7 protein-coding genes are annotated in these 12308 nt (G+C 47.3%); 3 read left to right on the top strand and 4 right to left on the bottom strand.

Translation table 11 applies throughout. From position 1 onward, the window contains the following. Window positions 1-821 precede the first annotated feature (821 nt). The gene (locus ACR2PX_RS25715; RefSeq protein ID WP_434002210.1) at window positions 822-1400 is read left to right on the top strand and encodes a hypothetical protein; all 579 of its coding nucleotides are present in this window, start codon (window positions 822-824) and stop codon (window positions 1398-1400) included. Here the strand turns inward: ACR2PX_RS25715 and ACR2PX_RS25710 are convergent. The 4 genes from ACR2PX_RS25710 to ACR2PX_RS25695 all read right to left on the bottom strand — a co-directional run bounded on the left by ACR2PX_RS25710 (window position 1377) and on the right by ACR2PX_RS25695 (window position 10859). After that, complete coding sequence (locus tag ACR2PX_RS25710; protein WP_434002209.1) at window positions 1377-1709, bottom strand: DOPA 4,5-dioxygenase family protein; 333 nt, start codon at window positions 1707-1709, stop codon at window positions 1377-1379. The two genes, ACR2PX_RS25715 and ACR2PX_RS25710, sit on opposite strands and share 24 nt — an antisense overlap. A 53-nt stretch (window positions 1710-1762) precedes the next feature. Then, complete coding sequence (locus ACR2PX_RS25705; RefSeq protein WP_434002208.1) at window positions 1763-2101, bottom strand: hypothetical protein; 339 nt, start codon at window positions 2099-2101, stop codon at window positions 1763-1765. A 67-nt stretch (window positions 2102-2168) separates the two neighbouring features. Beyond that, the gene (locus tag ACR2PX_RS25700; RefSeq protein ID WP_434002207.1) at window positions 2169-5465 is read right to left on the bottom strand and encodes a PAS domain S-box protein; all 3297 of its coding nucleotides are present in this window, start codon (window positions 5463-5465) and stop codon (window positions 2169-2171) included. A 105-nt stretch (window positions 5466-5570) separates the two neighbouring features. Next, window positions 5571-10859, bottom strand: a complete 5289-nt coding sequence (locus tag ACR2PX_RS25695) for a hypothetical protein (RefSeq protein WP_434002205.1) — start codon at window positions 10857-10859, stop codon at window positions 5571-5573. Between the two features lie 318 nt (window positions 10860-11177). Between ACR2PX_RS25695 and ACR2PX_RS25690 the strand changes: the two genes are divergently transcribed. Together ACR2PX_RS25690 and ACR2PX_RS25685 are read left to right on the top strand one after the other, a co-directional pair. Then, window positions 11178-11564 (top strand): MFS transporter, encoded by a 387-nt coding sequence (locus tag ACR2PX_RS25690; RefSeq protein WP_434002204.1) that lies wholly within the window; start codon window positions 11178-11180, stop codon window positions 11562-11564. Further along, a complete protein-coding gene (locus ACR2PX_RS25685; RefSeq protein ID WP_434002203.1) occupies window positions 11476-12045 on the top strand; it encodes an MFS transporter in 570 nt (189 codons plus the stop codon). Before ACR2PX_RS25690 ends, ACR2PX_RS25685 begins: the two co-directional genes overlap by 89 nt. Window positions 12046-12308: the final 263 nt, after the last annotated feature.

The following is a 12308-nucleotide window of genomic DNA, read 5'->3' as shown; positions in this document are numbered from 1 at the left end:
ACCAAGGAGCGGTAATGCCAAGAGCGGTCTGAAACAGGTCTTCCATGTGAGCCTTCAGGTGAGTTCAATGGGGTGAGTGAAGTGGGTAAATATACATGGTTACCCACTCATTTTTCAAAAGAGCCCAACTTATGTTGCCACCTTTGTTTTGGCAAGTTATAGGCATATGTCCATACCTTTTGATCTGCCTGCAAAAACCACGTTGAGCATGAGCCTGTAACCATACAGTCAGTAAGGCCACACCCGCCATAGTGCCTATTCCTTAATCAAGGTGGCGATATATATGCACCATTCCACTCTCGCATATGATTTTGGCTGGAGAGGTGTTTTAGCGTTCTCTTAGAAAAAGAGGGGACTGGTTACCGCAAAGAAATTGCAATGAGGGACAGGTAAATGCTTATTTACCAAGGCCTATAAGCTCAAAAACCGCTGTTACCGCTGTTACCGCAAAAAAATACTCACCCTATATAAATAACTTTATAAAGTCTCGGGGAAGTTAGCATATTAACTTACCCGAGACTTTTTTTTGCGAAAATCAAAAACCGAACCTAGAACTGAGGGGTTTGAGGGACTTGAGGAACACAGAACAACCCTGATAGTTATAAGTGATTGATATATCTATCTTTATTATATGTTTATAGGGCTGCTTTGATGGTTTTTCAGGTGGGACAACCAGGGGACTCAAGTCCCCTTTTTGTATCTCGAAGGCTTTTTATAAGATGAGGATATAAATTCATCTATAATCAGGCGGAGATAGACGCCCGGGGGTTTATCAAGTTTTTTCAAGACACCGGGCAGGTTTTGCGGAAAAGGGGGGGCAGATGACAACTCATGGTGGATCAAGGCCTGGCTCAGGCAGGCCTCAAGGTGGTATCAGTCAGGCTCGAAGGCTGATTACAGACGCTATCCAGAATGGTCTTGCTCAGGCTGGTAGAAAGAAGTACCCGGACAGAGTGGACCAGGTGGATGTCGAAACCGCTGCTATCCAGACCGGAGCCATGATCGTGGACGATATGATTCAAGCAGGCCAGGGCAATGATGTGATGAAGCTATGGGCAGCTGTCGCCATGAAGGAAAGCGACAATGAAAAAGCAGGCTCCAGGAACACTCTGGCGGAAGCACTTTCTCGCCTTCCTGCAGCCAGGCAAGTCTCAGACGTGTCCCGTTTGAGCCAACCCATGTCTGAAGACCTTTATTCAGAGGGGAGCGCAACACACATAGAATGTGGTGCGCTAGCAGGCTGCGCTACGCTCCGACTTTGTTCTGGGGGTTTTAGAAGTGCCCCGCTGACGTGGCCGTATATTACCTTGGCGGCCGTATTTTGCAAGAGGAATCTGCCACAGATTCGCCCCAGACGTGGCTCCGGGGCGATCTGCTTATTGGAAAATATCGAGCTTTAATGGCTCAATACTGCCCATCCAGAGAGCAAAGTCGGTATGGTCTTTCAAATCGTTCTGGGTCAAAGGGTGAATAAAAACCGTCAGCCCTTTCCGGTTCAGGATCAGCCAGGGAATGAGTTTGGCAAATTCATCGTTCTCAAAGGCCAGCTGACAGCTCCATTCAGGGTGAGGACCTACAGGCTTTCTGTGCATTCTGCCCACAGTGATATCAAAAAGCTGGTCTGCTTCTGCAATCACGCTTTCTGCCACAGTTAATGTTTCTTCATTGAAATAAATGTGGGCGTGATAGCCCTTGATGACATCCGTCATGAGTTATTGTTCTCATCCTATATGGCAGGCGGAGAGACTCTAAAGCCTCCTGATCAGTGCAGAGTTTCGTCTTTAATGCTGTGAAACTTAGCCAGAACTTCATGCATCATTTTAATCTTTTTCAGAATACCCTGTATTTTAACCTTCTGGTTATCAGGTTCCATGATAGGCAGGCTTTGAATTTCGTCGTTTAATTCGATCAGGTAAGGCAAAAATCGGTTGGCTGAGGCACTGAACCCCGAGTCCTGCTGGAAAATGGCTGAAAACTTGCCTTTCTCTTCATTTTGCAGAGCTTCCAGTTGTTCGTCCGCATTGAGAGCCAGCGGATAGATATCTTTCAGGCTGAGTGTCAGTTTGGCCTGTATTTCCGGAATATTTAAGGTTGAACTCATTGATGACTCGATAGGCGAAATAATAGCGCAGTATAGGTTAATCACGGACGCTGTTGTAGCGGTTGGGTTATGTTGGGCTCTTGTCAGATTGCTTTTTCATTTGTTCATAGAATCTTTCCAGTTCGTCCATATCGCAGGCTTCTGCGATCTGAACAAGATACTGACAATACGCTTGCATTTCTGCTTCCCTGAACTCTTCGGTTATGGATGTCAGCTCCTGTATATCACCAAACTCAAGGACTTGAGATATTTTTCTGAGCAAGGCTTTTTTATGAATCTCATCCAGCTGTGGAAGTTCTGATGGTCCAGTCCTGTCGCCCGCTACTCGAGATTCTTTGATGTTAAGGTTCAAAAGGCTGGCTACTACTTGTAGCAGGAAATTCACCCTGAAGGGTTTGGCCAGCACTCCGTCAAAGCCTTTCTGTTTGAGGCGGTTCTTGATGTCTGAACCTGCACTGGCGGTGACTGCTATGACTTTCAGGTTTCTCAGCCCGGGATTCAAACGGATATGTTTCAGAGCTTCGATTCCGTCCATTCTGGGCATTCTGATGTCCATCATGACCACTTCCGGCTTATGATTTTCCAGAGATGCCAGGGCTTCCAGCCCGTCGCAGGCTTCCAGTGTTTTGAAGCCAGCCTCTTCCATAATGACTTTCAGCAGATCGCGGTTGATTTCCAGATCATCAACAATCAGTGCGGTATAGGTATGGTTAGCAGGAAGTATCAATTCAACCTGATCTGACGAGAAGACGTTATCAGTGTCCAGTGCCGGTGCTTCTTTCAAGGGGATTGAAAAGGTGAAGCAACTGCCCTGACCCACATTACTGTTGACCGTCAGGTCATCCCCCATGGCTTTAACCAGATGGCGACTGATGGCCAGCCCCAGTCCAGTGCCCCCAGTTTTAAGACCCTCGTCCAATTGTCTGAAGGGGTCGAATATGATTTCAAAATTTTTGGGGTCGATACCGAGTCCGGTGTCTTTTACTGAGAAAAAAAGCCGCTCATTTCTGGCTCTTATCTGAATTTCAATGGAACCTGTTTCCGTATACTTGATGGCATTACCCAGAAGGTTGGTCAGAATCTGCCGCAATTTGACTTCATCCACTTCGACCCAGTCTGGAACATGCTCATCAATATTTAATACTAACTGCAATGCTTTATGTTCCGCTCTGGGGACAAACAGTTCCCGGGTTTCCAGCAGTAACTGTCTCAGGTCAACAGAGACGGGGTGCAGGTCTACACCCTGAGTTTCAATCTTGGTTAGATCTAAAATGTCGTTTATTAAGGTCAGGAGGTGCTGACCGCAGCGTTCCAGAATAGCCAGCTTTTGGTGCTGGCCGGGATTCAGCCCACCGGATCTCTGTAGAACCTGAGCATAGCCAATGACGCCGTTCAAGGGGGTTCGTAACTCATGGCTCATACAGGACAGGAACAGACTTTTTGAGCGGCTGGCCATGATCGCTTCGTCATGGGCTGTCAGCAGAGCCTGTTCAATCTGTTTGCTTTCCGTGATGTCCCGGATAACGACGGAGATGAGGACACCGTCACGAGTAATCAGGGGGTTGCTGGTCAGTTCAGCAGGAAAGGTTCGTCCGTTTCTGTCAACGGCTTCTGTTTCCTGGCGAAACAGTCGTGTTTGTTTCCAGGCCCTGTCGATTAATGGGCTGAGGAGTGGATGTTGCTCCCGGGACTCGGGAGGAACCAGCAGTGAAAGGGGCATGTTAATCAGGTCTTCCCTGGGGAAGCCCAACAGTTCAACGGCTCTTGAATTCACCATGACAATAATGCCATCCGGATTCAAAATGATCATGGCATCCGGTGCAGAATCCAGAAGCGCTTTGAACTTAAGCGTATCACTGACCCGTTCCGTCACATCGTTGGCCAGACCCTCGATGACCCGCTGTTGGCCCGATGTCATGGCATTCCAGAACAGCTCAATCCTCCGGGACTGCCCTTGTTTGTTTTGGATATCCAGTTCAAAGGCTTCGACCGGCTCTCCCCGAAGCGCCTTTTCAAAGTTAATCTTGTAGCTGCGATTACCCGGGTCATTGCTCAGAAAGGTTTCCAGTGGGCCGGTGAATTCTTCACGCCTGTATCCCAAAACCGATTCCACCGATCGGCTGATATGGACAATCTGGCCTTCTGTATTGAGTTGGAAATAGAAATAGCGTCCTTTCAATCCCTGAACGATATGCCCCATATTATTCGCTCTGGCCTGGTGCAGTGCCTTGTCTCTGGCATCCAGCCACTGGGTCAGCTTTACAAACGAGCGGGCGAGAGAGCCAGCTTCATCTCTGGAGCGGGTATCGGGTACCTCAACCAGCTGATGGTGCTCAATAAAAGTATCCATGCAGGATTTAAGGGTAATCAGAGGGTAAGTGATTTTTTTAGAGACGTACCAGATGCCACCCAGAATCAGAAGCAGGGAAATCAGCATTATTGCGATATCAACCAGCGCTATGTCGAGAACCCCCTGAAGCGCATGTTGCCGACTGACCGAGGTATAGAGCCACCATTGGGTAGAGGAGACCGGGGCACCAAAGAACCAGTATTCTTTTTGATACTGGGGGTTAGGCAGCCAGGCCCGGAAGGTTTCGGCCCGTCGGGAATCAATCCATTGCTCGATATGATCCCCAAATCCTTCAATGCCGTAAACTTCTCCGGTTTGCCGCAGGTTTTTATGGCCAAAGCGGTTGGCCTGCACGCTGTCACTGTACAGGTAATCACCACTGCGGTCCACCATATTGAACTTCCAGAGGTTGATCCCGATATTTCGTCCTTCAAACAATTTTGGATTGATGACATCGTGGACCATGCGGTTGATGTCAACATCCAGCTTCAGCATATCTCCCGTGTGTGGTTGATAGCTGGGAACAATAAAACTAACCAGTCTTTTTCCGGTCTTGGAATCCCGATAGAGCTTGCTCCAGTAATCATCCGGTCTGACAATCTGCTGCCAGCTTTTTCCCAGTTCAGTCGGTGGTTGTGCTGGCAGCTTCGCCGGTTCCACTTTGCCTTTTCGTTTATAGATGCAGGTCGAAGCGTCTGCATTATGGGTGTTGATCCAGCAGACTCTGGTCAGGAAGGGGCTAGAAGCCAGAATACTGTGAAGCAATGGATAGGTCGGGTAGGTTTCTGTCTGTAATAACCGGGCCTGGGCCGTAGCCTGAGACATAATCTCCTGGGTATAGGCATCCAGAGTGCGGGCAAAGTGCACAACGTTATTGCGCATCTGAATCTCTATTTCATGGGAGGATTCCTTGAAAGAGGTATAGATGTGCAAGGCACTCAGCAGGTTATAGAAGAGTGTGACGGGCACCACCGTAAAGAGAATGATTTTTTTTCGAATAGAGGGTTTGACCACGCCCTGCCTCAAGCACAAATCCTAACAACCTGTACAGAATAGCCAAGGGTGATAAAGTTGCTAACGCTTTGGCAGGCAAATGTTCTGGCAAATGTTCTGGCAGACTCAACTACTGACTTGATTGCTGAGCACCAGAATCATAATTATAACCAGCCAGCGTAGCCAGTATCGTGCTTCCAGTCGGGTGCAGGGTACTCCGGTTGCCTGTTCAATACATTGACTGAATGCCTCAAGCTCAGCTTCAGTCTGATCAGGATCCGGTTTTAACAGTTTTTGCAGCTCTATCATACTGATGGGCGGTAATTGAGTCATTAAACTGCCAGAGTCCGGAGGCAGGTTATCGATGGATATTTCCACCTCATTATTGGCAGAAGGAAAATCGACGGCTGAGGCTTCGGGAAGTGGAGAAGCAGGCTCGACTTTTATAGTCACTGGCTGAGGTACCGGTTGCCCTATTGCCGTTGTTTCAGCCTGGGGCTGAGGCACAACTTGAGCTTGCGGAGCTGGTGGCTGTTGCTGTATTGGAACGACGGGTTGCCAGTGTGTTCCTGCGTTCATCATGTTTTGGGGCAGCAACGGAGCCTGTTGATTACCATGAAACAAAGTCAATGTATCGGGGTCATTAAGCCATTGCATGATTTGCTGGTGTTCATTGGTGGGTTGAGGCACTACCCCCAGTGCCGGGTTACCTGCCATCGCTGGAATGAACATAGCACCCAGCGGGTTATGGGGTGTGTGAATGGCAGGAGCAACAATCATGACGTTCAAAGGCGTTTGTGCCGCTTGAAGTAATGGCATCAGCATCTGTTCAATCATATTGTTATCCCCCCACATATGTTGCCCCGGTTGGAAGGGCATAAACCCCTGGAGCATCTGGAAGCCCGCTTGGGTAGGGTTGTCTAAAAGGTTGTTCAGAGCTTGAGCGCCTAATCCAAGAAATAACATATGTGGGGTCAGCATAGGATCATTGAGCTGCCATTGATGGCCCAGTTGTTGTACAAGATCATTGATCAATTGAAGATGTTGAGTTGCACCTGCTAAAACGCTCATCTGGTTGATCATGTTGGCCACTAACAGATCTATGGCAGTATTATTTCCTGCATTGTTGATCATCTGTTGTAAAATGGCCCAAAGTTCATCGGCACCCATCTGATCTATATTTTCCAGAATGTTGTGATAGTTCCGTGGCAGTTGATACAGAAGGTGTCCCAAAAGATCACTCAAATGCCTTTTGAATAGAGCGAGCGGGTAGTGGCTGGTATTGGAGATCAAGTGCCTGAGTTGAAGAATAAGATGATTTCTTATCGATGGGTTTTTCAATGCAAGAACAATGATGTTTCGGTACAAACCACTCACAATGTGACCGTGAATGCCTTGATTGGAATAAGGCATCTTCTGTAACAGGTAACTCAGCAGAGCAGTGATATGGGTAATCAGTTTACGGGCACTCTGAGGTCTCATATTAAGCAGGTGCACCAAACTGTTATACATACAAAAATGATCAGCTGCTACGGGAGCCAGCTGGCACCATTGCAATCTCAGGGCTCTTATTGCCTGCTGTTCTGCCTGGTTCAGAGTCATCTGAGCTGTGGCCTGACCTGTTCTGAGTCGGGTCAGTTCTTCCAATGACATGTCCCTGACACCCTGTTGCTCCAGTTCGTTCAGCTCCTGAGGGCTCAGGGGAAGGTTATCCAGTTTGACCCGCTTTGGCGGGGGAGCGTCCAGTGACGTTTGGGAAGATGATGGTTCGTCCAGTAATTCCTGACTGTCGGGGGTACTGTTTCTTTTCTCTTTTTTTGTCTTGACGGATTCAGGTAGCTTCAGGGTGAACCATAGGTCTTCATTGTGAATGCGTAAAACCCTGAGCATATAGTCATAGTTCCTGTTTTCACTGATCCACTGATTCAACTCCTCTTTCGTTACACTCCTCTGCTCTACCCGGCTGAACTCACCCTGGGTTCCTTGGCTCAGATTTGAACGAATCAGAATAATTCTGGGCGTAGAGGGGGGAGGGCTGGTTCGATACGCAACCCCCGCGATCATTTCATCAACGGAAGAAGACAGGTCGATAATAACTAATGGCTTGGACTTCCGGCTGGTGTTTTTGTGCTCCATAACTTCCTTGATCGCCTGAACCAGGGTATCTCTGTGGCTATAACTGGGAAACTGCACCTCGTCATGGCTGGGTATCAGACTCAGCTCTCTGGCAAGATGCTGACGCTCATAAAGTCGAGCCCGAAAACGCAATCTGACTGTTTCAGGCAGGGGGTAAATGGCAGCAAGAGGGAAAAGATTATTAAGATTGTCCAAAGCTTTGGCCCAGCTTTGTGACCGAAGCTTGCTATAAGCTTCAGGGAAGGTAGTCGCTTCGGCCTGAACTATGTGCATGGGGATGATTCCCCACTTCTTCAGCAGTTCTGTCAGGCTCTTTCGGGTAAGGGTGCCGGAAGAATAACCGGTTTGCAGAAGTTCACTGCCGGGGGAGGGGGTTGTCAGTTCAATGTGAGATGTCTGATGACTGAAGGAAACACTGCTTCGTTTTCTTCTTGTTTGTGGAGGAGGAGTGGTATCAAGCTCATCGCTGCTCATTTCTTCAGCATTCTGGTGACGAGGAGCGGTCTTTTCGTTTGCAAACAAAGGGATGGTATCGTCGGACAGTATTTCCCTCGTCAGAAGTTCAAGCAAGGGATCACTGCTCAGTAGTGACACCTTTTCCCCAAAAGGTTTTTGTCCGAGTGCTTTATCCAGAGTCCTTTTGATTTTCTCTGAGTATTTCAGATTGACAATAGCAGTCCAGTTATCCTCTCTTATCTCAACGAGTTGTTTTTGTTGTTCCTCGGACAACTCCGGATTGTGTTGATGAACCAGATAGAACCAGAAAAGTTGCTGCACTTTGTTAAACCCGGTTTTAAAAGTTTCTAAACTCTCTTCATAGATTTCAATGGCATCGGCTGGGTGAGCTTTGAAGAGTTCATCATCGGATAGCTTAGGCCAGGGATTCTGATGCAAGCTTCGCAGCCTGCTTGAATAGAAACGATTGACTCGTCGAATAAGATGATCTCTTTCGATGCTTTTTAACTCTCTCTCATGCTTTTTTTTCTGTTCTGCAGCATGGTCAGGAATCTTACCGGCCTCTACATGCCAATTGAGCAGTCTTCTTAATTTAGCCTCGTCCATCAGGGCTCGATCGGTAGCCACAGAGTCCACCAGTGCTTTTAACGAGTTACTGGCTGCTTTATTGGGTTCAGTGTCAGGTGCATGCATGATACTTATTTCAGAAAAACGATTTTCAAGAGCATCTGCAAAGCGATGCCGAAATTGGTTGTCTACGACTCTCAGCCACCAGTCCTGCTGGTAGTCAACAGGCAGATAGAGCTGGTGGTGAAACTGATCGGGCCTCATCTCTCTGGCCAGTTTTAAAAGGTAGTGGTGAAGTTTTAATTTGAGATTGTTTCTTGAACTATTGTTTCGATACTGGATGATACTTTCAGCGGAAATCTCATCGGGATCAAAAAACAGGCGATCCAGCGGGAGTTGCTTGGAGTGGTCACTCTGGCTTTGGCCAGGGTTCAGGTAGTCCATGTAACGTTTGTTGAGGGCCGGGTTCGATTGCCATTCGTCCAATAGCATCTGGCGGGTACGGTCCACCAGTTCTGGCATGATTTCATGAGCCATGTCATCTGCGTGATAAGCGATGTTTGCCAGGGATTTAACGATCAGCTTTTTGGCGTCTGCCCAGTTTTTAATTTTCTCCTGATAAACCTGATAAGGGTTGTAGCCCAGAATGTGCGTCAATATAGCCGCTTCTGGGCCACCATCAAATAATAACTGGTCAAATAGCACCAGAGAGCAGGGGTGGAAATCCGTCAGATCTGCCTGGGTGATGACATCTCGTAGATAGAGGTCATTTCTTTTCCATTCTTTGCGAAAAGAGAAGCCAACGCCGAAGTTGTCGGGTTTGGCATCGCAGCATATTCGGTGAGCACAATCTTCATTACCCAGTTTTTCCAGGTTGTTATAAATCGCAGCGATAACTGCATGCAGAATCCGACTCACCGCTTCTGCATACCCCATATCATGGACTTCTCCCGTGCTGCCTTGGGATTTGATCGACATGGCGACCTCTTCAGGACCATAGTCCAGCAGACCTTCAATGAAGTTTTCTGCCAACTCATCTTTTCTGAGACGACGCTGGATCATATAAATGGTATACCCTTCCCTGGCCTTTACTCTCAGTAAGCGGGTAGGTTCCAGGTTGACACCCAGCTCCTTGTAAAGTGTCAGAGCTGCTTCGTGGGTAAGTAGAAAGTTGTCTGCATCCTTTCTGTCCATATAGCCAGGAAAACGTCTCAGAGCGAGTCCCGATAAAACATTATCCAGGGCAAAAACGACTGAGAACTGACCTCTTCCTATCACCCGTGCATGGGCGTGACCGATGGTTTTGTACCGCTCTGAAACGTCCACACTGATGCCATCCTGGACATTCAGAAATTCGCCCTTAACATTCCGTTCAAACACTTCAAGAAAGTCCTGATAGTCTTCATCTAACAGTGAATAACCAAAGGAGGAGCTGGACAGCCCTCTTTCTGTCTGGCTACTGAAAGCCTTGCTGTAATCATAGAAGTGGCTGGCAGTCCTTAAGTCGTGGATGCTCTTTTCATCGTCAAGAGTCTCGAACTCCACACAGATCTCACAGGTTGACGTCTGACTGTTGATGTAGTGACAGAAAAAGGTCTGATTGGGCTTTCTGCGTTGATGGAGAGTGGATGCATGGTCGTTGGGCTCTAGAATGAAGGTTCTTTGTTTCGGTTTGGCTTCCTCACTCTTATGTTTCCGTACTCTCATTCTCACACTGAGTACAATGTCGTCGTTCGGCGTGAACGTAAAAGGATTGTGACTGGGCCCCAGCTGTTTGAACGTAGAATTATTGATTTTATGGAAGGCTGGGCCCTCCGACAGTGTTTTGCTTGGGAAGTTAATACGCCAGGAAGAAAAGAAAGCGGAACGACTCGGATGGGGAGAAACTTCAGGTGTATCATGTGGTATGGGTGATGCCGGCATTGGCGTTCCGGCAGGTGTTGAGCTCAGCTCAGGATCAATCACCATATATTCATTAAAATCTGATCGGGAGCGCAGAATATGCACCCGCCAGTATCGGTTTCTTGTGGCAGGAAGCCCAAGAGTGTTCTGGGCGATTTGACCCAGTAGTCTGAAGAATTCTTCGTACTTCTTGACCTGTTCGACATTTTCCAGAAGGCTGCCCGAGACAGACTGGGTCGCTGAAGCGGTAAGAATAAAAATGGCAATGAACTTGGGGTATTTGTTCCAATTATTTCGGGTCAGAAACAGGTTAAGGAAGAGCACATAAACAGTGATCTTTCCCAGGAAAGTCATCGATTTCGACAATAATCTAGTCAATATACCGCAGATAATTCAGTAGTTATTTATTGATGCCCTGCCTTTAGAAAATATCCCTTCGGCTTTGCTATCAAGTGCCTTTTGAGCTGTTAAAAGATTTATATTTATGGACTTTCCAGATTAGACCAGTCTTTCTCAGAACATGACTGTAAATATTTATTTTCTTTTTTGTTCGAATGCCCAGGTTAATGTTGAGCGAACTTCTGAGACCTAACTAGTATTAGCAGTATCCTGAGCACGCAGCACATGATTGATGCATAAAAGATCAGGTGATCCGCAGTATGAGGTGATGTTTTGAAGTGGAATTTTGGTGATAATCGCTTTTCTTGTGTGATTATCAGTTTGATTATTGCGATTCCTTCTCTTGCTTATACCTTTTACTTGCCCGCACTTCCCGCCATGGCAAAAAGTCTTGGGATTTCTCCTTCCGTTGCCAAGCTGTCCATGACTTTTCTCATGACGACGGCGATGGCTTCTTTGCTTGTGATTGGTCCGCTTTCGGACCGGTATGGCAGAAAACCAGTACTGATTACAGGCCTGTTTATCAATATTCTGGCTTGTCTGTTACTTGAGTCAAACGGACTCATTGTAGATGCTGTTGATTGGCAAAGGGGTTCAGGGCGTCGGGTTGGCTACCTGTTTTGCCGTAGCCTATCCCATGATCAGAGACGTACTGGATGATTCGGCTGCCATGAAGATGATGGCCATGTCGGCGGCTATCTATATTGGAGCGACAGTTCTGGGTCCAACACTGGGTGCTCATGTTTATGACTGGTACGGCTGGTCCATGCAGTTTTATCTTGAGGCGGCTTATAGTGTGATTCTGATCCTATTGTTTGTACCTTTTTTGCCGGAAACCCTGCCGCCTGAGAAGAGAAAATTACAGACTACATGGATTGCTCCCTATATTGACCTGCTTAAGGATGCCCAAAACCGACAGCTTCTGATTCAGGGAGCTGTGGTAAACGGAGCTTTTGCCGTTTACATGACCTCTTCAGCCTTTTTATACATGCATTATTTTGGGCTAAGCGCTTTACTGTTTAGGTATCTCTATGGGGTTAAGTGCTTTCTGCAATTTCTGGCCAGTATCGCTACGGGTATGCTGGTTGAGCATTATCCGGTAGAGAGCATGATGGCCATCTGCTTCTGTGCTCCAGTCTGATTCTGCTTGCCTGTGTTTATATTTGGCCAGAGAGCCTGTTAGCCTGGTTTGTCCCCGTGTCTGTGATGCTGATTGCCAATGGTTGTTTTAGTACCAGTAACAGAGTGGCTGTTGTTTATTTGAACGCAGATCGGGCTGGGGTTTGAAACAGTATTGAGTAATCTATGATTATCTATCATAATCTCACACTATGGATAAGAGATTAGTCAAGATTGGTGAAGCAGCTCGCTTGCTGGGTACTGACCACTCAACATTGAGGAAGT

Origin of the sequence: Endozoicomonas sp. (assembly GCF_051008435.1) — a bacterium.
Lineage (GTDB): Bacteria > Pseudomonadota > Gammaproteobacteria > Pseudomonadales > Endozoicomonadaceae > Endozoicomonas_A.
The sequence above is the reverse complement of the archived record's forward strand: the minus strand, read 5'-3'. Positions and strand labels throughout refer to the sequence as shown.

Excerpts from the sequence above, each read along its gene's own strand:
- ACR2PX_RS25695 (WP_434002205.1), bottom strand. The coding sequence starts at position 10,859 with ATGACTTTCCTGGGAAAGATCACTGTTTATGTGCTCTTCCTTAACCTG.
- ACR2PX_RS25710 (WP_434002209.1), bottom strand. The coding sequence starts at position 1,709 with ATGACGGATGTCATCAAGGGCTATCACGCCCACATTTATTTCAATGAA.
- ACR2PX_RS25685 (WP_434002203.1), top strand. The coding sequence starts at position 11,476 with ATGCTGTTGATTGGCAAAGGGGTTCAGGGCGTCGGGTTGGCTACCTGT.
- ACR2PX_RS25705 (WP_434002208.1), bottom strand. The coding sequence starts at position 2,101 with ATGAGTTCAACCTTAAATATTCCGGAAATACAGGCCAAACTGACACTC.
- ACR2PX_RS25715 (WP_434002210.1), top strand. The coding sequence starts at position 822 with ATGACAACTCATGGTGGATCAAGGCCTGGCTCAGGCAGGCCTCAAGGT.